The following is a 23,567-nucleotide window of genomic DNA, read 5'->3' as shown; positions in this document are numbered from 1 at the left end:
CACGCTGAGCTGATTCGCCTACCCTGGCGAGAGTGAAGGGCCCCGGTGACACAGTCCCGGGGCCCTTTGGTCTGCCGGCCGGTAAGGCGGCATCGGCTCTTACTTGGTCTTCGGCGCGGCCTTCGCCGGGCCGAACGACACGTCCACCTCGGCCATCTCCATGTCGGCGGTGGCTTGGATCAGCTCCATCAGAGCCGGATCCAACCCGGGGGCGAACTCCTCCATCCTTTCGCCGGCGATCACCGACGGCACACCCTCAGGAGCCTGTTCGTCGGCGACCAGGTTCGTGCCGTCCTTGGAGGGGGACATACCCTGGAAGATCTTGCCCGCCTCCGACTGGCCGGCGAGGTCGAAGGTGTACTGCTTGCTGTGCAGGTTGAGGTCGAGCAGCTTCTTCACCTCGGGGAACTTCTCCGCGTTGGTCTTCGGGATCGGCAGCAGAGTGTTCCAGTGCACACCCAGGGTCTCGAGCGCCTTGGCGTACGCGTTCTCGTGAGCCTGGTCCCGCACGATGAGGTAAGCGATGGTGGAGCGTGCAGTCTTGTTCGCGGTCATCTCGTAGATGCGGCACTTCTGCAGTCGGCCGGTGGACTCCAACATCAGGTTGTAGAGCAGGTCGAGCACCAGGTTGCCGGAGTTGTACACGTAGCTGCCGCTCCACGGGTTGCCCACGGCGTCCACCGGCAGCGCACCCTGCGCACCCACCAGGTAGTGGTGGATGTTGCCCTGGTCGAGGGCGATCTCCAGCGGGATCGCTCCGCCCGAGCCGGCCTTGTCCAGCGGGTCGGTGACCTTGCCCTGGTAGCGCGGCGAGCCGTCCACCAGACGGGAGATGGTGGTGCCGATCAGTTCCACGTGGCTGATCTCTTCGGTGCCGATGCCCTGAATCAGGTCGCGGTACGGCTTCGCCGCGGGCCCACGGAAGTTCATCGACTGGAACAAGTACTGCATCATGGTGCGCATCTCGCCGAACTGGCCGCCGAGGCCCTCCTGCAGTGCGTTGGCCGCTGCCGGATCCGGCTCGTCCTGCGCGATGTCGTGGATGAGTCGTTGCACGTGGAAATACATAATTGTCCTTTCCTGGGACGTGGTGGATCAACGGTCGGATTCGGATCGTGTCGGGATCAGCTCTTGGTGTCGTGGCGTTCCGCGCTGTCCTCGCGCAGGCGCCGCCCCGCAATGATGTCGGCACGTTCCTTCTCGGCGGTTTTGTCGCTCTTGCGGGTGTCCCGCGGTGGCAGCTGAATGTCTTCCTCCGCCTTGATACCCGCCTGCAGTTGGCGGGTCCGCTCGAGTTCGGCGTCGAACTCGGCGCCGAACAGCAGGGCAAGGTTGGCGATCCAGAGCCAGAGCAGGAACACCACGACACCGGCGAGCGAGCCGTAGGTGCGGTCGTAGTTGGAGAAGTTGGTGACGTAGAGACCGAACAGGAACGACGCGATCACCAGGGCCACCAACGCCAGCAGCGCGCCCAAGCTGATCCAACGGAATTTCGGCTGCTTGGCGTTCGGGGTGGCGTAGTAGAGGATTGCGATGATCAGCACAGCGGCCAGAGCCAGGATCGGCCACTTGAGGATGGACCACACTGTCTGCACGGTTTCGCCGAGGCCCAGGGCACTGCTGACGGCATCGGTGACGGGCCCCGACACGATCAGGACCACGACCATGATGAGGATCAGCAGGATGGTGACGATGGTCACCACCAGCTGCATCGGGCGCAGCTTCCAGAACGGCCGGCCCTCCTCGATCTCGTAGATCCGGTTCATGGCCCGGCTGAACGCGCCGACGTAGCCGGATGCCGACCAGATAGCCAGCACGATGCCGAAGACCAGGGCGAACCCGGCGGCCGGTGACGAGCTGAACTGTTCGAGCGGTTCGCGCAGTACGTCGGCCGTGCCGCCGGGGGCGACCTCGTTGACGAGGTCGAGGATGGTGTCGGTGGACCGCTCGCCCTGACCGAACACGCCCAGGAGAGAGATCAACGCGATCAGCGCCGGGAACAACGCCAGCACCGCGTAGTACGTCAGCGACGCGGCGATGTCGGTGCATTGGTCGGCGGTGAATTCGCGCATGGTCTTGCGCATCGCGTACTTCCAGGACGGCTTCTTCACCTCGCCCGGCGAATCCGGCTTGCGTGGATCGTCGGGCGAGGGAGCGCTGTTCCTCTTGCTACGGGCGTCGTTGCGGGCCACCGGTACTACTCCTCGTGATCATCTAGCGGTTGGTGCGGGTGACTCCGTCAGCCGACGGTGCCCTGCCCGGCGTGCTTGGCGGTGTCGCGCACCTCGTCAGCGGACGACCCCGTCTCGGACTTGACGGTGTCGGCGGCATCCGTGGCCGTGCCCTTGACAGCATCGGCGGCGTCGGCGAGGGGCTGCTTGAGGTTCTCGCCCATCTGCTTCGCCGCGTCGGTGACCTCCTGGGTCAGTGGCTCAGCGGCCTCCTTCACGTTCGCCGCGACCTTCTTCTCGACGGTGCTGGCGGGCAGGAGAGACGACGCGAGCCAACCCACGCCGAATGCGATGAGACCCACCGCCAGCGGGTTGCCCTTGACCTGGGAGGCCGCGTCGTGAGCGGCGCCCGATACGTTACCGGTCGCTCCGCTCACCGAACCGCCCAGGTCGGAAGCGGTGCCCATGACCTTGTCCTTGGCCGAGCTGAACACGCCCCGCACCTTGTCCTTCTGGCGGTCCATGATCTTGCTGGGCGTTACCTTGTCGGCAAGGGCGTCGACATCGGCGCCGAGGCCCCGTCGGGTGTCTTCGATTTGGCTCCGAAGAACCTCGGGGTCGGTGCTGGATTCGTCATAGGTGCTCATCGGTTTTCCTCATTTCGTTTTAGTGCGTCAGGAATCTGCTTCAGGGAATCGACTGTCTTGGGCGCTCCCGTGATGGTCTTCATCTCTTTGCGCCCGCGCGAGTAGAGCACGGCGGCCACGATGCCCCAGACGACGGCAACGATCACGGCCGCCCAGGCGATGTCGATGACGTGTCCGAGCCCCCACCAGGCCGCGAACGACAGGAACAACACCGTCAGGTGGGCGGCATAGCCGGCTCCGCCGAGCAGTCCGGCTCCTTTGCCGGCGCGAGTGGCCGACTGCCGTAACTCGGCCTTGGCCAGTTCGACCTCCTGGCGCATGAGAGTAGACACGTCGCGTGTCACCTCACTGAGCAGATCGCCCAGCGAGGTCTCTTCGGCCTTGCGTTCAGAAGGCGTGGGCATGTCAGTCATTGCGGTTCTCCGTGTAATTCGGGTACTCCGCCGTGAGCGGGGTGCCTACGCCGGTGGCGGTGCCGGTGGGCGTGGTGGGGGTGTCGAAGGCCGTGTCGATTCCGGTGGTGGCGCCGGTGCCGAACTCGGTTCCGACGCCGGTGGGCGCGGTGGCCGGGGTACTGCTGCCCGTCGAGGCGGTCTCGGAGGAGTCCTTGGCCTCGGCGATGACCGAGCGGGTCAGGCGACCGGCCACTACACCGGCGACGGCGGCGATGCCGATGAACATGCCGGGGCTGCGCCGGACGTAGCCCTTGACCTCGTCGAGGAGGGCGCCCGGGTCGCGCTGGTCGAGCCAGTCGGCGATTCCGGCAGCACGCGAGGCGGCCTGGTGGGCGATATCGCTGGCTACACCCTGAGTATCGGACTTATCGGCCATCGCACCCAGCTCGTCGCCCAGGGAACGGAGACCGGCGGCGACCCGCTTCTGTTGTGCGGCCGCCTGGTCGGCGAGTTCGCCCTGCGTCTGGCGATAGAGGTCCTTGGCTTGCTGCTTGGTCTCGCTGCCGACCTTGTGCAACTCGTCCTTGGCGATGCCGGCGACGTGCTGGCCAGCGGCGACCGAGGTGTCCTTCACCTCGGTGGCGCGTTCTTTGGCATCGGGGCCGGCTCCGCTGTCGGACGCCGTGCTGGTGTCCAGGTCGGGGTTTCCCGGGACGGATGCTGGGTATGTATTCGACATGACTCTCCTAGATAGATCGGGGTGTGCACGACGCCCGGCATCGACGTCAGTGTCGTGTTCGGGAATATCCTTTGTCTTGCGAGCCGCGATTACAAGCACTCTGAGAGAACCCGCGAAATTAAGTTTTTTCCGTGACGAATCGCTGATTTTGCCGTCTATTTAAGGGGTGCGGGACTTTACGCAGCAACGTTGGAGGGGGTAGCGGATACCCCACAATGGGGGGTATCCTCCCGTCACTCCAGCGGGCGCTCGTGTCGCCTCTGTTGCTCCCGCTGAGCATCCTCGACGACGCGCTTGATCACGAGGAACGTGGTCTCCCACTCGTCGAGAATGTGGCGCTGCGTGAGCCGCAACACCCGGCGACCGAGCCCCTCGTAGAGGAGGTAGCGGGTGGAGAAATTGCGGACCCGCCGCATCCGCCGGCCCGTGGCGCGGCGTGCCCCGCAAAACTCCGCCTTTGCGGGCGCGCGACCGCCCGGGACCCCCGGGCCGGGTGCCTAGCGGGGCGGTGGCGCGGTGCTCGCCCGCACGACGAGGTGCGTGGGCACGATTGTCGTACCGGGGCCTACGGCCGCGGGGGAGTCGATCTGGCGCAGCAGCTTCTCGATGCAGAGCCGCCCCACTTGGCCGAAGTCCTGGTGCACGGTGGTCAGCGGCGGCCAGAAGGCATCCGCCTCGCGCATATCGTCGAAGCCGACCACGCTCACGCCAGCCGGAACCGAGCGGCCGGCCTCGTGCATCGCCCGCATCACGCCGAGGGCCATCTGGTCGTTGGAGGCGAAAATCGCCGTCACCGACGGGTCGGCGGCCAGCGCCACCCCGTGCCGGTAGCCGCTCTGCGCGCTCCAGTCGCCCTCGAGCACGGGCGGCACCGGGGCGCCGGCCGCCTTCAACGTGGCCCGCCAGGATGCCGTGCGGCGCCCGGCCGAGAACGACGACTCCGGCCCGGCGATGTGCCAGACCGTGCGGTGCCCGAGGTCGAGCAGGTGCTGGGTGGCCAGCCGAGCACCCTCGGTCTGGTCGGTGTCGACCACCGTGTAGCGTTCGCCGGCATCGGAATCGACGATCACGACGGGCAGCCCGGTCGGCACGGTCACGTCGATCCGGTCCAGGATGTGCGCTTCCATAATGATCACGATGCCGTCCACGGCCTGCTCGGCGAGCCGGTTCACAGCGCCGGCGACGGCGCCCTGGGTGGGCAGCGCCACCGGGATCAGGGTGATCGAGTAGCCGGCCTCGGCGGAGGCCGTGGCAACAGCGTCGAGGGTGCGCATGTTGCCGAAGCTGGACAGGCCGAACATGATCACGCCGATGGTGCTGAACTTGCCCGACTTCAGCGCGCGGGCGGCGCTGTTGGGCCGGTAGCCGATCTCGTCCATGGCGGCGAGCACCCGGTCGCGGGTGTCGGCGTCGACGTTGCTGCGACCGTTCACCACCCGGGAGACGGTCTGGGAGGAGACGCCGGCCAGCGCCGCCACATCCGCCATCGACGGCAGGCGCTGCGCGCGGGCCGTGGGAGCGGCCGAAGAACTGTCTGTCGTGCTCGCCGTTGCCACGTGCCCTCCCCGGTCCCGAAAAAAGATTTCCGTATGTTTACGTAAACATGCTAGCGTGCTTACACGTCATGTTTACGTAAACATGCCGTCAGATTCACCGTCCGTTGCATCACCATACCGAGTCAGAGAAAAAGGCATGACGACGCTGTCAACACTCCCCCCCAGTGGCCAGACACGCAGTGCACGGGCCCAGCCGAACCGCCGCAAGCCCAAGCCCCACGTGCAGAAGCGCGACTGGACCGGCTGGAAGTTCATCGGCCCGTTCATGATCGTTTTCGCCCTCGTGCTGATCGCCCCGGTGCTGTACTCGATTTACCTGTCCTTCTTCAAGGACCAGCTCGTCGGCGGCAACTCCTTCGTCGGCTTCGAGAACTACGGCCAGGCGCTCACCGATCCCAAGTTCTGGGAGTCGATGGGCCGGGTCACCCTGTTCTTCGTCGTGCAGGTGCCGATCATGCTCGGCATCGCACTCTTCGCCGCCCTCGCCATCGACAGTGCCCGCCTGCACCTGTCCAGCTTCTTCCGCATCGCGATCTTCCTGCCGTACGCGGTTCCCGCCGTGGTCGCAACGCTCATGTGGGGCTTCATGTACGGCACCAAGTTCGGCCTGGTCGGCAATCTCAATGAGTTCTTCTCGATCGCCATCCCCAACCCGCTGGGCAACACCTGGGTGCTCGCCGCGATCGGCAACATCGTCACCTGGGAATTCATCGGCTACAACATGATCCTGTTCTACGCCGCCCTCCGAGTGATCCCCACCGATCTCTACGAGGCCGCCTCGCTCGACGGCGCCAACGCGTTCCGCATCATCCGCAGCATCAAGATGCCGGCGCTCCGCCCCGCCATCGTCATCGGCGGCATCTTCAGCGTGATCGGTAGCTTCCAGCTGTTCAACGAGCCCAGCATCCTGCAGTCTCTGGCACCCAACACCATCTCCACCTATTTCTCGCCGAACATGTACGCCTACAACCTGTCGTTCTCGGGTCAGCAGTACAACTACTCGGCCACCATCGCGATCATCGTCGGCCTCATCACCGCCGTGATCGCCTACATCGTGCAGAACTCCGGTTCCAGGAAGGAGGCCTGACATGTCGACGACTGACCAGACCCACGCCCCCGCCGCACGGGCGAAAGCCCCGCGGATGTCCCGCTACACCAGCGAGAAGAAGGCCGGCAAGTCCACCCAGGGCCTGCACACCAAGAAGTCCATCATTCTCACCATCATCATGGGCGCCCTGCTGATCTACAGCCTGCTGCCCCTGTTCTGGCTGTTCGTGAACTCCACCAAGACCCAGGCCGAGCTGCTCAACTCGTTCGGCCTCTGGTTCTCGGGCGACTTCGCCCTCTGGGACAACATCGTCGCCACCCTCACCTACAACGACGGCGTCTTCGTGCGCTGGTTCGGCAACACGGTGCTCTACGTCGTCGTCGGCGCCGGCGGCGCCACCTTCCTCGCGGCGCTCGGCGGCTACGGCCTGGCCAAGTTCAACTTCCCCGGCAAGAAGGCCGTCTTCGCGGTCGTGCTCGGCGCCGTGGCCATCCCCGGCACGGCCCTGGCGGTGCCGACCTTCCTCATGTTCAGTCAGATGGGTCTCACCAACACCCCGTGGGCGGTCATCCTGCCCTCGCTGATCAGCCCGTTCGGCCTCTACCTGATCTGGACCTACGCCATGGACGCGGTGCCCACCGAGGTTCTCGAGGCCGCGCGAATGGATGGTTCGGGCGAGTTCCGCACCTTCTTCACCATCTCGCTCAAGCTGCTGGCTCCCGGCCTCGTCACGGTGCTCCTGTTCACCCTCGTGGCCACCTGGAACAACTACTTCCTGCCCCTGATCATGCTCAGCGAACCCACCTGGTACCCGCTGACCGTGGGCCTGAAGCAGTGGAACATGCAGGCCCAGACCGTGGGCGGCGACGTCATCTACAACCTCGTCATCACCGGGTCGCTGCTCACGATCGTGCCGATCGTCGTGGCGTTCCTGTTCCTCCAGCGCTACTGGCAGTCCGGCCTCGCCGCCGGCTCCGTCAAGTCGTAGCCCCACTACCGTTCCACCCCCGCACCATCCGTCATCCGCAGCACCGAACATCCGTTTACAAGGAAGTGAAAGGCACCCCAATGAAAGCACCACACAGCAACACGCGCCTGCGCCGCACCGCACTCGCCGTCGCCACCGGACTCGCCCTGAGCGTCTCCCTGGCCGCCTGCGCCTCCACCGGCGGAGGCGGAGCCGAGACCGGCACCGCCGCCGACATCGAGGCCGCTCTGCAGGAGGAGACCACCCTCACCGTCTGGGCCTGGGCCCCGGCCGTGGAAGACATCGCCACCGCATTCGAAAAGAAGTACCCCAACGTCACGGTCGACGTGGTCAACGCCGGCACCGGCAACGACCAGTACATCAAGCTGCAGAACGCCATCAAGGCCGGCTCCGGCGCACCCGACGTGGCCCAGATCGAGTACTACGCGCTGCCGCAGTTCGCTCTCTCCGAGGCCCTCGTCGACCTGAGCGACTTCGGTCTGGACTCCCTCGAGGACCAGTACACCGCCAGCACCTGGGGATCGGTGAACCTCGACGGCGGCGTCTACGCCCTGCCACAGGACTCCGGCCCCATGGCCATGTTCTACAACCAGGCCGTGTTCGACCAGTACGGCCTGACCGTGCCCACCACCTGGGACGAGTACATCGCCACCGCCGAGAAACTCCACGCGGCCAACCCGAACGCCTACATCACCAACGACACCGGCGACGCGGGCTTCGCCACCAGCATGATCTGGCAGGCCGGCGGCCAGCCGTTCACCACCACCGACTCCACGAACGTCGAGATCAACCTGCAGGACGAGGGGTCGAAGAAGTTCGCCGACACCTGGAACCAGCTGATCGAGAAGGACCTCATCGCACCGACCACCAGCTGGAGCGACGAGTGGTACCGGGGTCTGGGCGACGGCACCATCGCCACCCTCAACATCGGCGCCTGGATGCCCGGCAACCTGGAATCCGGCGTGCCGGAAGCCTCCGGAAACTGGCGTGTGGCCCCGCTGCCCGTCTATGAGGCCGGCGACACCGCCAGCGCCGAGAACGGTGGCGGCGGCGACGCCGTGCTCGCCCAGAGCAAGAACAAGCTCGCCGCGGCCGGCTTCGTCGAGTTCATGAACTCCGGTGAAGGCACCCAGATCTCCATCGACGCCGGCGGCTTCCCCTCCACCGTCGCCGACCTCGAGTCCGAGGAGTTCCTCGGCGCCGAGAGCGAGTACTTCGGCGGCCAGAAGATCAACGAGGTCCTCGTCCAGTCCGCCAAGGACGTCGTCGAAGGCTGGAGCTACCTGCCGTTCCAGGTCTACTCGAACAGCATCTTCTCCGACACCGTCGGCCAGTCCTACGCCGACAAGTCCGACCTCAACACGGGCCTGACCGACTGGCAGAAGGCCATCGTCGCTTACGGCAACGAGCAGGGCTTCACGGTCACCGAGTAACGCAGCGGCACAGGGTGGGCCCGTCCGACCGGACGGCCCACCCTTTGCGCACCATCAGCTTCCAACCAGAGGATCTCCTTCGTGTTTCACGCCCGGCTCAGCATCTCCCGCGACGACATCGTGGCCCCCGTCTCACCCCGGCTCTTCGGTTCGTTCGTCGAGCACATGGGCCGTTCGGTGTACACGGGTATCTACGAACCCGGGCACCCCACCGCGACCGCGGATGGCTTCCGCCAAGACGTGCTGGACCTCGTGCGTGAGCTGAACCCCAGCCTGATCCGCTACCCGGGCGGCAACTTCGTATCGGGTTTCCGCTGGGAAGACAGCGTCGGACCCGACCGCCCCACGCGCCTGGACGTGGCCTGGCACTCCGTGGAGACCAACGAGGTTGGCCTGCACGAATTCGCCGACTGGGCCGAGAGCGCCGGCGTCGAGATCATGCAGGCCGTGAACCTGGGCACCCGGGGCATCACCGAGGCCGCCGCCCTGCTCGAATACTCCAACCACCCGGCCGGCACCGCGCTCAGCGGCCAGCGCCAGGCCAACGGCCGCACCGAACCGTTCGGCATCCGCGTCTGGTGCCTGGGCAATGAGATGGACGGCCCCTGGCAGATCGGCCACAAGACCGCAGAGGAATACGGCCGCCTCGCCGCCGAAACCGCCCGCGTGATGAAGTGGGTCGACCCCACCATCGAACTCGTCGTCGCCGGCAGCTCCAACGCCGAGATGCCCACCTTCGGCAGCTGGGAACGCACCGTTCTCGAGCACACCGCGGAGCTCGTCGACCACATCTCCCTGCACGCCTATTACGAGGAAAAGCCCGGCGACCTCGGCAGTTTCCTCGCCTCCGGCGTGGGCCTTGACCGCTTCATCGGCGACGTCGCCCACATCATCGACGAGGTCACCGTGGCGCAGGGCCTCGACAAATCCATCGGCATCAGCGTCGACGAGTGGAACGTCTGGTACCAGACCCGGTTCAACGAGGTCGACAAGGAACCCCTGTTCACCGGCGACTGGAACACGCAGCCGCGCCTGATCGAGGACGAATACAACGTCAGCGACGCCGTGGTGGTGGGGTCCCTGCTGATCTCCCTGCTGCGGAACAGCGATCGGGTCAGCATGGCCAACCTCGCCCAGCTCGTGAACGTCATCGCGCCGATCCGTTCCGAGCCCAACGGTCCGGCCTGGCGCCAGACCACCTTCTTCCCGTTCGCCCTCACCGCAACCGCCGCCCACGGCGACGTGCTGGCCGCCACCATCCACTCCGACACCTACGACACCAGGGAACACGGCACCGTCGACCTATCGGATGCCGCGGTGACCGCTACCGACGAGGAGATCGTCTTGTTCCTTGTCAACCGTTCCAGCTCCGACCCGCTCACCCTCGAGGTAGACCTGGCCGGCGCCCCCGCCGACTCGGTGCTCTCAGCGCAGAGCCTGTTCGCGCCGGAGGGTGGGGACCGGTTCGCCACCAACACTGTTGATCATCAAGACACCGTGCACCCGGTCGACTTGACGGACGTGACACTGGCCGACGACGGCACCGCCGCCACGGTCGTGCTGCCCGCGCTGTCCTGGTCGATCGTGCGTCTGGCCGCCAAGGCTGCAGCATGAGCGCCGTGAGCACGGTCTCGACCAACGAGCATCGCTGGGTGCGCTGGCCCGAGGCGCACACCCTCGCCGACGGCACCGAGAGCCTGCCCGCCGACGCCGCCCGCATCGGCTACGGCGCCGACTACAACCCCGAACAGTGGCCCGAAGAGGTCTGGGCCGAAGACATGCGCCTGATGCGCGAGGCCGGTGTCAACATCGTCAGCGTCGGCATCTTCTCCTGGGCGCTGCTGCAGCCCACCCCGGACAGCTGGGATTTCGGTTGGCTCGACCGCGCCATCGATCTGCTGCACGCCAACGGCATCGCCGTCGACCTGGCCACCGCCACCGCCAGCCCGCCGCCGTGGCTCACCGAGCTGCACCCGGAGGTGCTGCCGGTGAACCGGGTCGGCGAAACCATCTGGCCCGGCGGCCGCCAGCAGTGGCGCCCCACCTCACCGGTGTTCCGCCGCTACGCGCTGGCCCTGGTCGAGAAAATGGCCGAGCGCTACGCCAACCACCCGGCCCTGTCGATGTGGCACATCAGCAACGAGCTCGGCTGCCACAACGTCTACGACTTCTCGGACGACGCGGCAGCGGCGTTCCGCGCCTGGCTCGAGGCCCGCTACGGCACTCTCACCGAACTCAACCGGGCCTGGGGCACCGCCTTCTGGTCGCAGAACTACACCTCCTGGAACCAGATCCTGCCGCCGCGGCTGGCCGCGACGCATCCGAACCCCACCCAGCAGCTCGACTTCGCCCGGTTCTCGAGCGACGCCCTCAAGGGCTACCTCGTCGCCGAGCGGGAGATCCTGCGCCAGATCACGCCCGACGTGCCGATCACCACCAACTTCATGGTGATGGGCGAGTCCCGCGGCATGGATTACGCCGACTGGGCCGGCGAGATCGACCTGGTCTCCAACGACCACTACCTGCTCGTGGCCGACCCCGCCGCGTTCGAGGAGCTGTCGTTCTCGGCCAACCTCACCGGCCAGATATCCGGCCGGGCGCCGTGGTTCCTGATGGAGCACTCCACCAGCGCCGTCAACTGGCAGCCGGTGAACCAGGCCAAAACCCCCGGCCAGCTGCGCCGGGACAGCCTCACCCACCTGGCCCACGGCGCCGACGCGATCTGCTTCTTCCAGTGGCGCCAGTCCTTGGCCGGCGCCGAGAAGTTCCACTCCGCGATGCTCCCGCACGCGGGGGAGAACAGCTCGGTGTTCCGGAGCGTCACCCGCTTCGGCGGCGAACTCGCTTCCCTGGCAGAGGTCGCCGGCAGCCGCACCAAGCAGGCCCGCATCGGAATCCTCTTCGACTGGGACTCCTGGTGGGCCTCCGAACTCGACTCGCACCCCACCGAGCTGCTGCGCTACAAGGCCGAGGCCATGGCCTGGTACACCGCCGCGCTCACCAATGGCCTGCAGGCCGACATTGTGCCGGCCCGGTCGGTGCTGAACGGTCACGGCCTCGCCGGGTACGACCTCGTCATCGCGCCGATGCTCTACATAGTGCCGCAGCCGCTGGCGGATGCCCTGGCCGACTACGCCCGCACCGGCGGCCACCTGGTGGTCGGCGTGTTCTCCGGCATTGCCGACGCCGACGACCACATCCACCCCGGCGGTTACCCCGGCGCGTTCCGCGAGCTGCTCGGCGTGCGCGCCGAGGAGTTCGGCGGCCTGCAGCCGGGCCAGACCGTCGGCCTGTCCGGCGACCTGCCGGCCGGGTCAACCGGGTCGCTGCTCACCCACGACGTCACCGTGGCCTCCGATGTCCAGGTGCTCGCCCGCTTCCAGGACGGCCCGTTCCCCGGTGTGCCGGCGGTGACCAGCCGCGTGGTCTCGACCGAGTCCGGCGGCCGGGCCAGCTTCGTCGCCACGGTCCTCGACCCCGACGCGTTGGTGGCTTTGGTCGGCCGGTTCGCCGCCGCCGCCCACATCGTCTCGCCGCTGCCGAGAGACGCGCACGGCATCGTGCAGCTCGCCGTGCGCCAGTCCGACGACATGGACTATCTCTTCTACATCAACCACTCCGACAAGGCCGTGACCGTGCCGCTGGGCAAGGCCGATGGCACGCTCGTGGCCGTCGACCTCGGCGGCAGCACCCTCGCCGCGGACTCGCTCACCCTCCCGGCCACCGGCGTCGCCGTGCTCGGCCGCGCCCGAACGGCGGCCTGATCATGGGCGCGTTCGAGATCGGCGACGAGCACTTCCTCCTCAACGGTGAGCCGTTCCGGGTGCTCGCCGGGGCCATCCACTATTTCAGGGTGCACCCGGATCACTGGGCCGACCGCATCCACAAGGCCCGCCTGATGGGCCTGAACACCATCGAGACCTACGTGGCCTGGAACGCGCACTCGCCGGCTCGTGGCGGTTTCGACACCGAGGGCCAGCTCGACCTGGCCCGTTTTCTCGACCTGATCGCCGCCGAGGGCATGTACGCCATCGTGCGGCCCGGCCCGTTCATCTGCGCCGAGTGGGACAACGGCGGCCTGCCCGGCTGGCTGTTCACCGACCCGGCCGTGGGGGTGCGGCGGAACGAGCCGCTCTATATGGCGGCCGTGGCCGAGTACTTCGAGCAGCTGCTGCCGATCGTGGCGTCCCGGCAGATCGACCGGGGCGGCCCGGTCATCCTGGTGCAGATCGAGAACGAGTACGGCGCCTACGGCGACGACAAGGATTACCTGCGCGCGCTCGTCGAGCTCAACCGGGCCGGCGGCATCACGGTGCCGCTGACCACCATCGACCAGCCCACCGACCAGATGCTCTCCGACGGCAGCCTGCCCGAGTTGCACAAAACCGGCTCGTTCGGCTCCCGCGCTACCGAGCGCCTGGCCGTGCTCCGCCGCCACCAGCCGACCGGACCGCTGATGTGCGCCGAGTTCTGGAACGGCTGGTTCGACCACTGGGGTGCGCACCACCACACCACTTCCGCGGAGGACTCCGCCCGCGAGCTCGACGACCTGCTCGCCACCGGCGCCAGTGTGTCGCTGTACATGTTCACCGGCGGCACCAACTTCGGCTTCACCAACGGCGCCAACGACAAGGGTGTCTTCCAGCCCACGGTCACTTCTTACGACTACGACGCGCCCCTCTCGGAGAGCGGTGAGGTCACAGCCAAGTACCTCGCCTTCCGCGAGGTGCTCGCCAAGTACGCGCCGGTGACCGGGTCGTTGCCGGCCCCGGCCGCGCCCGCGCCGGCCTTCGAGGTCGCCCTCGACGAGTTCGTTTCGCTGTGGGACGCGTTACCCGAGCTGGCCGACATAAGCGCCGCTCCGACCGCCGGGCTGCCCAGCATGGATGCCCTCGGCCAGTACACCGGGTTCGCCCTGTACCGCAGCCGGTTGACTCCGGGTGCCCGCGTGCTGTCCTTCGGCGAGGTGCGCGACCGCGCCCAGGTTTTCGTCGACGGCGACCCCGTCGGTGTGCTGCAGCGCGACCACCATGACCGCTCGATCGGCCTACCGCCGGGGGAGCGCCTCGACCTGCTCGTGGAGGACCAGGGCAGGGTCAACTACGGCCCACGCATCGGCGAGGACAAGGGCCTGATCGGCCCGGCCACCCTCGACGGTGTCACCCTGGCCGACTGGCAGGTGCTGCCGCTCGACGTCGACGGGTTCGTCGCATCCGGCAGCGCCCGCTTCGCCCTCGACCTCGCCGGTTCCGGCTCGCTCAGCGGTCCCGCGTTCGTGCGCGGCCGGTTCACCGCCGAGCCCGGCAAGGACCTGTTCCTCAGCACCGCCGGCTGGGGCAAGGGCCAGGTCTGGATCAACGGGTTCAACCTCGGCCGGTTCTGGGACCGTGGACCGCAGACCACCCTCTACGTGCCCGGTCCGGTGCTGCGGGCCGACAACGAGCTGGTCATCCTCTGCCTGCACGGCACCGAGAGCACCCTCGCCCACTTCGTCCCCCGCCCCGACCTCGGCCACACCGACTTCTAGCCCGCCCAACTGTTCCCCGAGCGGACAATTGCACCCGGTACGCCGGGCGCAATTGTCCGATTCGGGCACAGTTGCGCCGCCTCGCGTGCTCGGCGGGTCCGGAAGGCCCGGCGCCATGGGTGCGCATTGGACAATCCCGGAGTGCTTAGGTTACCCTAACCAAGGTCCAGTAAGGATTGCCTAACCTAAGTGCCCCAGGAGGCCCCGCCGATGTCCCTCACCCGCCCTCTCGCGACCCTCTCGTTCGCCCTGGCCTCCGCGCTGATCCTCGGCGGTTGCGCGTCAACCGAGGCCGACGCCGGCACTGCCGGCACCGCCGCAACCCCCGCGGCCACGACGGTGTCGTTCTCGTGGGACCGCAATATCGCCGGCGAAGGCGAAGACCCGCAGTACGAGGCGACCACGGTCGAGGTGCCCACCAACCCCCAGAACATCGTGGTGTTCGACATGGCCAGCCTCGACACCATCGGAGCCCTCGGCGGCGAGATCTCCGGCGCCCCGCTGGACTCGGTGCCCGACTACCTGCGGGAGCACCTGACCAGCGAAGCATTCAACGCGGGCACACTCTTCGAGGCCGACCTCATCGCGATCGAGGCAGAGCAGCCCGACCTCATCGTCATCGGCGGCCGCTCGGCGGCGCTCTACGAAGACCTCAGCGCGATCGCGCCCACCGTCGACCTGAGCATCAGCGGCTCGTTCCTCGAGACTCTCGAGCGCAACACCGAGTTCCTCGGTGAGGTGCTCGGCGCTCAGGACGAGGCCGCGGCCGCCCTGGCCGACCTCGAGGCCGGTATCGACGACGCACAGGCCGTGACGGCGGATGCCGGCACCGGCCTGGGCCTGATGGTCTCCGGCGGCAAGCTCAACGCCATGGCCCCCGCCGGCGCCGACGCCACCGGGCGCAACGCCCGCGGCGGGCTGATCTACGACGTGTTCGGCGTCACGCCCGTCGTCGAAGAGATCGAGGCGGCCACCCACGGTGAGCCGGTCTCGTTCGAGTTCCTGCTCGAGCAGAACCCCGACTACCTCTGGGTCGTGGACCGTGACGCCGCGACCGGCACCGAGGACGCCCAGGCGGCCGCGACCGTTCTCGACAACCCGATCGTCAAGCAGACCACCGCCGCGCAGCAAGACCAGATCGTCTACCTCGACCCCACCGCCTGGTACATCGTGTTCGGCGGCATCACCACCACGCAGCTGATGATCGACGACGTCCTGCAGATCGCCGAGTGACCCCCGGGATCGCCCGCACACTGTGACCGACCTCCTCACCCGTCGCACCCCCACCCCGGTGCCCGCCCGTCCGCGGCGCACCGGGGTGGGGGTGCTCATTGGCACCATCCTCGTGATCCTTGCGAGCGCGAGCCTGTTCATCGGGGTCTCCGATGTCTCGCCGCTTGCGCTGCTCACCGGCGGGCCCGACAGCAGTGCGGCGTTCCTCCTGGTGACCAGCCGCATCCCACGCACCGTCGCCGTTCTCCTGGCCGGCGCGTCCCTGGGCATCGCCGGCCTGATCATGCAGATGCTGGTGCGCAACCGGTTCGTCGAGCCCGGCACCACCGGGGTCACCGAATTCGCCACACTCGGAATGCTGATCAGCACCGTTTTCTGGCCCGGGATGGCGGTGGTCGGCAAGATGGCCGTCGCCGCGGTGTTCGGGCTGCTGGGCACCTGGGTGTTCCTGAGGGTCGTGCGCGCGGTGCCCGTGCGCCAGCTGGTGCTCGTGCCGTTGGTGGGCATCATGCTCGGCGGCATCGTCGGGTCGGTCACGGTGTTCTTCGCGTATCGGCTCGACCTGCTCCAGTCGCTCGGGCAGTGGTCACAGGGCAGTTTCGCCTCGGTGATGCAGGGCCGCTACGAGTTCGTCTGGATCGCCGGGGCCATGGTGGTCGTGGCCTGGTTCGCCGCGGACCGGTTCAGCGTCATCGGCATGGGCGAGGACTTCGCCACCAACCTCGGCCTCGACTACCGCCGCGTCGTGGCCGTGGGCATGGTCATCGTCGCCCTCATCACGGCGTCGGTCCTCGTGACCTCCGGGGTGATCCCGTTCCTCGGCCTGGTGGTGCCCAATGTGGTCAGCCTCATCATCGGCGACAACGCGCGTCGGTCCATCCCGTGGATCGCCGGCCTCGGCGCCGTGTTCGTGATCGCCTGCGACATCGTCGCCCGGGTGGTGCGCTTCCCCTACGAGATCCCGCTGTCGGTCATCGTGGGCATCATCGGCGCCGCCCTGTTCCTCTGGCTGTTACTGCGAAGGAGGGGTCGTGCTCACTGACGCCGTCACCGGCCGCACGCCGGCGCCCGCCCGGCTCGGCCCGCTCTGGGCCCGCCCCGGGCTGCGGTTGGCCCTGCTCGCGATCGTGGCGCTCGCCCTGGTCGCGGTGTATTTCTTCACGGATGTGCCCGGCTCGTTGGCCTTCGCGGTCAAGATCCGCAGCCTCACCGTGCTCGCCATGCTGCTCGTCGCCACCGCGGTGGGCGTGTCCACCGTGGTGTTCCACACCATCACACAGAATCGCATCCTCACCCCGTCGATCATGGGGTTCGACGCCTTCTACGTGCTCATCTCCACGGTGATCGTGTTCTTCTTCGGCTCGGCGTCGTTCCTGGGCGCCGACCCACTCACCCTCTGGCTCGTACAGGTCGTGGTGATGGTGGCGTTCAGCGTGTTCCTGTTCACCTGGCTGTTCGGCGGCAAACGCCGCTCGATCCACCTGATGCTGCTGGTCGGCATTGTGCTGGGCACCTTTTTCCGCAGCTTCACCGAGTGGATGCAGCGGATGCTCGACCCGCTGGACTTCCAGGTGCTCTCCGACGCGATGTTCGCGTCGCTGACCCGCCCCGACGAGACCCTGTTGCTGCTCACCGGCGCCGTCGTGCTGCTCGCCTGCGCCGCCGTCCTGCCATTGCTGCGCATCCTCGATGTGTTGACCCTGGGGGAGCCGGCGGCGGTCGGACTGGGGGTGAACCATCGGCGCACTCTGCTGATGCTGTTCACCATCGTGTCGGTGATGATCGCCGCGTCGACCGCTCTGGTCGGGCCGATCCTGTTCTTCGGCCTCATCGTCGCTAACCTCGCGTACTCCTACGCCGGCACCTTCCGCCACGTGTGGACGCTGCCGACGGCCGTGCTCATCGGGGTGATCTGCCTGCTCGGCGGGCAGATCGTGCTCGAGCAGGTGTTCAACCTCGGCGGCAGCCTCTCGATGATCATCGAGTTCGCCGGCGGGCTCTTCTTCCTCTACCTGGTTCTGCGAAAGGGGGCGCGATGATCGTGCTCGACGGCGTCAGCAAGCGCTACAACGGTCACACCGTGCTCGATGAGGTGAGCATCGCGTTCGGTGCTGAGGGGGTGACCGCGCTCATCGGCCCCAACGGTGCCGGCAAGTCAACCCTCTTCGGTGTCGTGGGGCGCCTCATCCGTCCCGAGGCGGGCAGCGTCGCCGTGGACGGTTCGGACGTGGCCACCGCCCGGTCGAGCGACCTCGCGAAGACCCTCGCCGTGCTCCGTCAGGACAACCACATCGCCGCGCGCCTCACCGTGCACGACCTCGTCGAGTTCGGCCGTTTCCCGCACTCGAAGGGGCGACTCACGGTCACCGACCGCGACCACGTCGACCGGGCCATCGACTACCTCGAGCTTGATGACTTTCGCAACCGGTTCCTCGACGAGCTCTCCGGCGGGCAACGGCAGCGGGCGTTCATCGCGATGGTGCTCGCGCAGGACACCAAGTACATCTTGCTCGACGAGCCGCTGAACAACCTCGACCTGCGCCATATGACCGAGATCATGAAGCTGCTGCGCCGAATGGCCGACGAGCTCGGCAAACGTGTCATCGTGGTGCTGCACGACATCAACTTCGCCGCCACCTACTCCGACCGCATCGTCGCCATCCGCGATGGCCGGGTCGTGGCGGATGCCGCCGCGGCCGAGATCATGCGCCCGGAGGTTCTCGAGGCGGTCTACGACACCAAGGTCGACGTGCGCCAGATCGACGGCCGCCCGGTCGCCCTCTACTACTCCTGATCCGCGCGGGCTCGCCCCAGCCGCGCTCGCCTTTAGGTACCGCCGGCCGAGCCGGGCGGATGCGCCTCCGCCGCCCTGTGCACCATCCACCCGGGGTGTCAGTGGCAGCAAGTACGATTGACCTCGTGGTTACCGCCCTGTATCGCCGTTACCGGCCAGAGACTTTTGCCGAAATGATCGGTCAGTCCCAGGTGACCGATCCGCTCATGACCGCCCTGCGCACCAACAGGGTCAATCATGCCTACCTCTTCAGCGGACCCCGCGGCTGTGGCAAGACCACCTCCGCCCGCATCCTCGCCCGCTGCCTCAACTGCGCAGAGGGCCCCACCGACACCCCCTGCGGCGTCTGCCCCAGCTGCGTTGAGCTCTCCCGCGACGGCAGCGGCTCGCTCGATGTGGTCGAGATCGACGCGGCCAGCCACAACGGTGTCGACGACGCCCGCGACATCCGCGAACGCGCTATCTTCGCGCCGGCCCGCGACCGCTACAAGATCTTCATCCTCGACGAGGCGCACATGGTCACCCCGCAGGGCTTCAACGCGCTGCTGAAGATCGTGGAAGAGCCGCCGGAACACGTGAAGTTCATCTTCGCCACCACCGAGCCCGAGAAGGTCATCGGCACCATCCGTTCGCGCACGCACCACTACCCGTTCCGGCTGGTGCCGCCGGCGCCCATGCTCGACTACGTGCAGCAGCTCTGCGACAGCGAGAACATGACCGTGGCGCCCGGCGTGCTGCCGCTCGTGGTGCGTGCCGGCGGCGGCTCGCCCCGCGACACCCTCTCGCTGCTCGACCAGCTCATGGCCGGCTCCGAGACCGACGCGATCGAGTACGAGCGCGCCGTGGCACTGCTCGGCTACACCCACGCGACCCTGCTCGACGACGCCATCGACTCCATCGCCGCCCGCAACTCCTCGGCCGCGTTCGACGCCGTCGACCGCGTCATCCAGACCGGTCAGGATCCCCGCCGCTTCGTCGAAGACCTGCTCGAGCGCATGCGCGACCTCATCATCGTTGCCGCCACGAGCGCCGCCGCCGCCGCGGCCGTGCTCCGCGGCGTGCCGCAGGACGAACTCGACCGTATGCACGTGCAGGCGTCCAAGTTCGGTCCCGCCGAGCTGAGCCGCACCGCCGACATCCTCAACGCCGCCCTCACCGAGATGACGGGCGCCACCTCGCCGCGCCTGCACCTCGAGCTGATGATCGCGCGCGTGCTCATCCCCGCCGCCGACGACAGCACCCGCGGCGCCCTCGCCCGCGTCGAACGTCTCGAACGCCGCATCGGCGTCGACGGCGGCAGCACGGATGCGCCGGCTGAGCCCGCTCCCGCCGCCACGGCCCCACGCACCCCGGCTGCTGCACCGGCGCCGCGCACCCCGGCCGCGGCATCGGCCCCGCGCACCCCGGCCGCACAGGTTTCCCCTCCGGTCGCGACCACGCCGGCTGTGACGACCGTCCCTCCAGCCGCCCCAGGCTGGGCCACCCGGACGCCGGGCACCCCCGCTGCCATGCTGGTCGAGCCCGCCGCGGCGGTCGCCACCAGCCCGGCTGCCGACGTGAGCCCCGATCGCGCCCAAGCCGACCGTCCCGATCCGACCGCCGAGACGCCGCCGCCCGCCGCCCCCGTCGTGCCCGTCGGTCCGGTCACCCTGGCCCAGATCAAGGACGCCTGGCCCCAGATCCTCGAGGCCGTCAAGGAGGTCAAGCTCAGCGCCTGGCTCGTGGTCTACACCGCCCGCGTGCTCGATCTGCGCGGCGAGGACATTCTGGTGCTGTCCTTCCCCAGCGAGCAGGACATGCAGGGCTTCAAAGCTCAGCAGGCTCCAGGCCAGGGCGTCAGCGAGTTCCTCCGCGGCGCCATCGTGAAGGTGCTCGGCCTGCGGGTGAAGTTCATCGCCCGCGCCGACTCCGAAACCTTCGCGCCCACTTCCGCACCCGCGTCCTCTGCCGAGGTGCCCACCTCCGGACCAGCTGCCCCGGTGCGCCAGGGTAACTCGTCCGCAGCAGGGCAAGGCCAGGAGGGGAACTCCCCGGCCGGCGCGACGCCAACCGCCTCGACGACAGGGTCAGCGCCCGCTGCCTCCGCGACGAGCACCACGCCGACCTCGGCCGCTGTCGATCTGCCTTCGTCCGGTCCCGCCGTCTTCGGCGGCCCGTCCGGCGATGCCACCTCCAGCTCCACCTCTGGTACCGGCCCGGCATCGGCCACATCCACCGGCACCGCGACGGCGACCCTCGCACCGCCGGCCACCTCCACAGGCTGGGCCACCGTGGTCATCCCCGGATCCGCTGCCGCCCTGGCCGCTGCCGAGACCGCGGCCGGTGAACCCATCGTTGTCCCGCCCGTCCTCGGGGCACCCGGCAGTGCATCCACCAGTGCACCCACCAGCGCCCCCACCGGCACACCCTCCGCCCCCACCGGCAGACCTTCCGCCCCCGCCGGCACCCCGGACGCCAGGAGCGCCCCGGCCGACACCGCACCGTCGTCAGCACCAGCCGCCGCACCCACATCTGCCACGTCGCAGTCTGCGCCGCAGTCCGCGCAGTCCGCGCCGTCCTACGACTACGCGCCCGAGCCCGACTTCGAGCCCCCCTTCGACGAGGAGCCGCCGCCCTACGACGACCTTCCGCCGGACCCGCAGCAGTTCGCCGCACCCCCGGAACCGCCCCGTGGCACCCGGCCGGCCACCCAGCAGGCCCCAGGCCAGCAGGCTCCCCGCCAGCAAGCCCCCGGCCGGCGTTCGCCCGCGTTCGCCGAGAAGCAGCGCTACGGCGAGGCCGTGGTGCGCGAGATCCTCGGCGCCACCTTCATCGAGGAACAACCGCACGACCCGATCTCGCGACAGAGGAACGATAACTAAATGTACGAAGGCATCGTTCAGGAACTCATCGACGAGCTCGGCCGGCTGCCCGGCATCGGCCCCAAGTCGGCGCAGCGCATCGCGTTCCACATCCTGCAGACCAAGAACTTCGACGTGACCCACCTGGCCAACGTGCTGCTCGAGGTGCGCGACAAGGTGAAGTTCTGCGAGATCTGCGGCAACGTGTCCGAGCAGGACACTTGCATGATCTGCCGCGACCCGCGCCGCAACCCCACCTCGATCTGCGTGGTCGAAGAGGCCAAGGACGTCGTCGCCATCGAGCGCACCCGCGAGTTCAAGGGTCTCTACCACGTGCTCGGCGGGGCGATCAGCCCCATCGACGGCATCGGCCCCGACGACCTGCGCATCCGTCAGCTGATGACGCGCCTCGCCGACAACACTGTGCAGGAGGTCATCATCGCCACCGACCCCAACCTCGAGGGCGAGGCCACCGCCACCTACCTCTCCCGCCTGCTGACCACCCTCGACATCAAGGTCAGCCGCCTGGCCTCTGGCCTGCCCGTCGGCGGCGACCTGGAGTACGCCGACGAGGTCACCCTGGGCCGTGCTTTCGAGGGCCGCCGCACCGTCACCAGCTAGCGCTCCGCCCGGTCGCCCGGGCTCCGCCGCGCCCCGGGAGCCCCACGCCACCCCGCCTCGCACACGGCGTCACATGAACGCCCGAGAATACGAACGCATTTAGGATGGGAGCGCGGGATGTCGCCGCGTACCCGGAAGCCAGGAGTGCCCACGTGAGCCTGATCGTGCAGAAGTTCGGCGGATCATCCGTTGCCGACGCCGAGAGCATCAAACGCGTTGCCAAACGCATTGTCGACACCAAGAAAGCCGGCAACGACATCGTCGTGGCCGTCTCCGCGATGGGCGACTCCACCGACGAGCTGCTCGACCTCGCCCACGAGGTCACCCCGATCCCGGCGCCCCGCGAGCTCGACATGCTGCTCACCGCCGGCGAGCGCATCTCCATGGCCCTGCTGGCCATGGCGATCAAGAGCATGGGCTACGACGCCCGCTCGTTCACCGGCAGCCAGGCCGGCATGATCACGGATGCCCAGCACGGCGCCGCCCGCATCGTCGACGTCACCCCCGGACGCCTGCGGGATGCCCTCGACGAGGGCGCCATCGCCATCGTCGCCGGTTTCCAGGGCTTCAACCGCGACACCAAGGACATCACCACCCTCGGCCGCGGCGGCTCCGACACCACCGCCGTCGCCCTCGCCGCCGCGCTCGGCGCTGACATCTGCGAGATCTACACGGATGTCGACGGCATCTTCAGCGCCGACCCTCGCGTGGTCCCCAAGGCGCACAAGCTCGAGCGGGTCTCCAGTGAAGAGATGCTCGAGCTCGCCGCCGCCGGCGCCAAGGTGCTCTACATTCGCGCCGTGGAATATGCCCGCCGGCACGGGGTCACGCTGCACGTGCGGTCGTCGTTCAACAACAACACCGGCACCATTGTCTACAACCCGGGCGCCACCAGCCCGTACGCCACCGAAATATTGAATGGAGAGCCCGTGGAAGAGCCCATCATCGCGGGGGTCGCCGCCGACCTCAGTGAGGCCAAGGTCACCGTCGTCGGTGTCCCCGACATTCCCGGCAAGGCCGCGCAGATCTTCAAGATCGTCGCCAAGACCAACGCCAACGTCGACATGATCGTGCAGAACGTGTCGGCCGCATCCACCGGTCTGACCGACATCTCGTTCACCCTGCCCAAGTCGGAGGGCCAGCAGGTACTCACCGCGCTCACCAACGAGCAGGCCAACGTCGGTTTCGCCGGCCTGCAGTACGACGACCAGATCGGCAAGCTCGCCCTGGTCGGCGCCGGGATGCGCACCAACACCGGGGTCTCGGCGAAGCTGTTCGAGTCGCTGTTCGAGGCCGGCATCAACATCGAGATGATCTCCACCAGCGAGATCCGCATCTCCGTTGTCACCCGCGCCGACACCATCAACCAGGCCCTGCGCGTGGTGCACACGGCCTTCGGGCTCGACAGCGACGACGACGCCGTCGTGCACGGCGGCACCGGCCGCTAAGGCCCCGTCCCGCCCGCACGGCAGCCAACTGTTGCCCATGCGGACTTCTGCGCCCGGTACGCCGGCACCATTTGTCCGCATCGGCAACAGTTGAACCCCGCGGGCACCCACCGGCCCGCCAGCCCAC

Annotated in this window: 20 protein-coding genes; 13 read left to right on the top strand and 7 right to left on the bottom strand. The window is 67.9% G+C overall.

The genetic code is table 11. The features are described 5' to 3' along the window. Nucleotides 1–99: 99 nt before the first annotated feature. From E3O60_RS03785 to E3O60_RS03755, 7 genes are all read right to left on the bottom strand, one after another. The gene (locus E3O60_RS03785; RefSeq protein ID WP_088455131.1) at nucleotides 100–1,068 is read right to left on the bottom strand and encodes a manganese catalase family protein; all 969 of its coding nucleotides are present in this window, start codon (nucleotides 1,066–1,068) and stop codon (nucleotides 100–102) included. Between the two features lie 56 nt (nucleotides 1,069–1,124). Then, the gene (locus tag E3O60_RS03780) at nucleotides 1,125–2,192 is read right to left on the bottom strand and encodes a YihY/virulence factor BrkB family protein (RefSeq protein WP_241993197.1); all 1,068 of its coding nucleotides are present in this window, start codon (nucleotides 2,190–2,192) and stop codon (nucleotides 1,125–1,127) included. A 47-nt stretch (nucleotides 2,193–2,239) separates the two neighbouring features. Further along, nucleotides 2,240–2,818, bottom strand: coding sequence for a DUF3618 domain-containing protein (locus E3O60_RS03775; protein WP_088455132.1), 579 nt, complete (start codon nucleotides 2,816–2,818; stop codon nucleotides 2,240–2,242). Next, on the bottom strand, nucleotides 2,815–3,231 hold the full coding sequence (locus E3O60_RS03770; RefSeq protein WP_103479822.1) for a phage holin family protein: 417 nt from the start codon (nucleotides 3,229–3,231) through the stop codon (nucleotides 2,815–2,817). The genes E3O60_RS03775 and E3O60_RS03770 overlap by 4 nt, the downstream gene beginning before the upstream one ends. Continuing rightward, nucleotides 3,224–3,952 carry a hypothetical protein gene (locus E3O60_RS18995; RefSeq protein ID WP_166788942.1) on the bottom strand — a complete coding sequence of 243 codons (729 nt, stop codon included), beginning with the start codon at nucleotides 3,950–3,952 and terminating at the stop codon, nucleotides 3,224–3,226. The genes E3O60_RS03770 and E3O60_RS18995 overlap by 8 nt, the downstream gene beginning before the upstream one ends. Nucleotides 3,953–4,185: 233 nt before the next feature. Continuing rightward, nucleotides 4,186–4,368 (bottom strand): hypothetical protein, encoded by a 183-nt coding sequence (locus tag E3O60_RS03760; RefSeq protein ID WP_134409200.1) that lies wholly within the window; start codon nucleotides 4,366–4,368, stop codon nucleotides 4,186–4,188. A gap of 81 nt (nucleotides 4,369–4,449) precedes the next feature. Then, nucleotides 4,450–5,439 (bottom strand): LacI family DNA-binding transcriptional regulator, encoded by a 990-nt coding sequence (locus E3O60_RS03755; RefSeq protein WP_088457843.1) that lies wholly within the window; start codon nucleotides 5,437–5,439, stop codon nucleotides 4,450–4,452. A 205-nt stretch (nucleotides 5,440–5,644) separates the two neighbouring features. Between E3O60_RS03755 and E3O60_RS03750 the strand changes: the two genes are divergently transcribed. The 13 genes from E3O60_RS03750 (at nucleotide 5,645) to E3O60_RS03690 (ending at nucleotide 23,440) form a co-directional block, all read left to right on the top strand. Continuing rightward, complete coding sequence (locus E3O60_RS03750; protein WP_088455136.1) at nucleotides 5,645–6,595, top strand: carbohydrate ABC transporter permease; 951 nt, start codon at nucleotides 5,645–5,647, stop codon at nucleotides 6,593–6,595. A 1-nt stretch (nucleotide 6,596) separates the two neighbouring features. After that, complete coding sequence (locus E3O60_RS03745; RefSeq protein ID WP_121678465.1) at nucleotides 6,597–7,544, top strand: carbohydrate ABC transporter permease; 948 nt, start codon at nucleotides 6,597–6,599, stop codon at nucleotides 7,542–7,544. Between the two features lie 80 nt (nucleotides 7,545–7,624). Further along, nucleotides 7,625–8,977, top strand: a complete 1,353-nt coding sequence (locus E3O60_RS03740) for an ABC transporter substrate-binding protein (RefSeq protein ID WP_088455137.1) — start codon at nucleotides 7,625–7,627, stop codon at nucleotides 8,975–8,977. A gap of 81 nt (nucleotides 8,978–9,058) precedes the next feature. Continuing rightward, the gene (locus E3O60_RS03735) at nucleotides 9,059–10,591 is read left to right on the top strand and encodes an alpha-N-arabinofuranosidase (protein ID WP_198415684.1); all 1,533 of its coding nucleotides are present in this window, start codon (nucleotides 9,059–9,061) and stop codon (nucleotides 10,589–10,591) included. Beyond that, nucleotides 10,588–12,741, top strand: a complete 2,154-nt coding sequence (locus E3O60_RS03730) for a beta-galactosidase (protein WP_134409201.1) — start codon at nucleotides 10,588–10,590, stop codon at nucleotides 12,739–12,741. Before E3O60_RS03735 ends, E3O60_RS03730 begins: the two co-directional genes overlap by 4 nt. A 2-nt stretch (nucleotides 12,742–12,743) precedes the next feature. After that, on the top strand, nucleotides 12,744–14,504 hold the full coding sequence (locus E3O60_RS03725; RefSeq protein WP_134409202.1) for a glycoside hydrolase family 35 protein: 1,761 nt from the start codon (nucleotides 12,744–12,746) through the stop codon (nucleotides 14,502–14,504). A gap of 210 nt (nucleotides 14,505–14,714) precedes the next feature. Next, the gene (locus tag E3O60_RS03720) at nucleotides 14,715–15,737 is read left to right on the top strand and encodes a siderophore ABC transporter substrate-binding protein (protein WP_198415683.1); all 1,023 of its coding nucleotides are present in this window, start codon (nucleotides 14,715–14,717) and stop codon (nucleotides 15,735–15,737) included. Between the two features lie 22 nt (nucleotides 15,738–15,759). Continuing rightward, nucleotides 15,760–16,779: an ABC transporter permease gene (locus tag E3O60_RS03715; protein ID WP_198414968.1), complete on the top strand. Its 1,020-nt coding sequence runs from the start codon at nucleotides 15,760–15,762 to the stop codon at nucleotides 16,777–16,779. After that, on the top strand, nucleotides 16,769–17,776 hold the full coding sequence (locus tag E3O60_RS03710) for an iron chelate uptake ABC transporter family permease subunit (protein WP_198415682.1): 1,008 nt from the start codon (nucleotides 16,769–16,771) through the stop codon (nucleotides 17,774–17,776). The genes E3O60_RS03715 and E3O60_RS03710 overlap by 11 nt, the downstream gene beginning before the upstream one ends. Beyond that, nucleotides 17,773–18,531, top strand: coding sequence for an ABC transporter ATP-binding protein (locus E3O60_RS03705; RefSeq protein ID WP_088455140.1), 759 nt, complete (start codon nucleotides 17,773–17,775; stop codon nucleotides 18,529–18,531). Before E3O60_RS03710 ends, E3O60_RS03705 begins: the two co-directional genes overlap by 4 nt. A 173-nt stretch (nucleotides 18,532–18,704) precedes the next feature. Then, the gene (locus E3O60_RS03700; protein WP_241993196.1) at nucleotides 18,705–21,392 is read left to right on the top strand and encodes a DNA polymerase III subunit gamma and tau; all 2,688 of its coding nucleotides are present in this window, start codon (nucleotides 18,705–18,707) and stop codon (nucleotides 21,390–21,392) included. Then, nucleotides 21,393–21,992, top strand: coding sequence for a recombination mediator RecR (recR, locus tag E3O60_RS03695; protein ID WP_088455142.1), 600 nt, complete (start codon nucleotides 21,393–21,395; stop codon nucleotides 21,990–21,992). 152 nt (nucleotides 21,993–22,144) lie between these two features. Continuing rightward, complete coding sequence (locus E3O60_RS03690; RefSeq protein WP_088455143.1) at nucleotides 22,145–23,440, top strand: aspartate kinase; 1,296 nt, start codon at nucleotides 22,145–22,147, stop codon at nucleotides 23,438–23,440. The last annotated feature ends 127 nt before the right edge of the window (nucleotides 23,441–23,567 follow it).

Source organism: Cryobacterium sp. TMB1-7 (assembly GCF_004402435.1).
In the GTDB taxonomy this organism is placed as follows: Bacteria; Actinomycetota; Actinomycetes; order Actinomycetales; family Microbacteriaceae; genus Cryobacterium; species Cryobacterium zongtaii.
Note: the sequence above shows the minus strand (reverse complement) of the source record. Positions and strands in the feature narration are given on the sequence as shown.

What these genes read in the sequence shown, in the direction of transcription:
- E3O60_RS03705 (WP_088455140.1), top strand. Translation starts at nt 17,773, where the DNA reads ATGATCGTGCTCGACGGCGTCAGCAAGCGCTACAACGGTCACACCGTG.
- E3O60_RS03775 (WP_088455132.1), bottom strand. Translation starts at nt 2,818, where the DNA reads ATGAGCACCTATGACGAATCCAGCACCGACCCCGAGGTTCTTCGGAGC.
- E3O60_RS03700 (WP_241993196.1), top strand. Translation starts at nt 18,705, where the DNA reads ATGATCGGTCAGTCCCAGGTGACCGATCCGCTCATGACCGCCCTGCGC.
- E3O60_RS03760 (WP_134409200.1), bottom strand. Translation starts at nt 4,368, where the DNA reads ATGCGGCGGGTCCGCAATTTCTCCACCCGCTACCTCCTCTACGAGGGG.
- E3O60_RS18995 (WP_166788942.1), bottom strand. Translation starts at nt 3,952, where the DNA reads ATGTCGAATACATACCCAGCATCCGTCCCGGGAAACCCCGACCTGGAC.
- E3O60_RS03750 (WP_088455136.1), top strand. Translation starts at nt 5,645, where the DNA reads ATGACGACGCTGTCAACACTCCCCCCCAGTGGCCAGACACGCAGTGCA.
- E3O60_RS03755 (WP_088457843.1), bottom strand. Translation starts at nt 5,439, where the DNA reads ATGGCGGATGTGGCGGCGCTGGCCGGCGTCTCCTCCCAGACCGTCTCC.
- E3O60_RS03785 (WP_088455131.1), bottom strand. Translation starts at nt 1,068, where the DNA reads ATGTATTTCCACGTGCAACGACTCATCCACGACATCGCGCAGGACGAG.
- recR (WP_088455142.1), top strand. Translation starts at nt 21,393, where the DNA reads ATGTACGAAGGCATCGTTCAGGAACTCATCGACGAGCTCGGCCGGCTG.
- E3O60_RS03725 (WP_134409202.1), top strand. Translation starts at nt 12,744, where the DNA reads ATGGGCGCGTTCGAGATCGGCGACGAGCACTTCCTCCTCAACGGTGAG.
- E3O60_RS03740 (WP_088455137.1), top strand. Translation starts at nt 7,625, where the DNA reads ATGAAAGCACCACACAGCAACACGCGCCTGCGCCGCACCGCACTCGCC.
- E3O60_RS03770 (WP_103479822.1), bottom strand. Translation starts at nt 3,231, where the DNA reads ATGACTGACATGCCCACGCCTTCTGAACGCAAGGCCGAAGAGACCTCG.
- E3O60_RS03745 (WP_121678465.1), top strand. Translation starts at nt 6,597, where the DNA reads ATGTCGACGACTGACCAGACCCACGCCCCCGCCGCACGGGCGAAAGCC.
- E3O60_RS03720 (WP_198415683.1), top strand. Translation starts at nt 14,715, where the DNA reads ATGTCCCTCACCCGCCCTCTCGCGACCCTCTCGTTCGCCCTGGCCTCC.
- E3O60_RS03730 (WP_134409201.1), top strand. Translation starts at nt 10,588, where the DNA reads ATGAGCGCCGTGAGCACGGTCTCGACCAACGAGCATCGCTGGGTGCGC.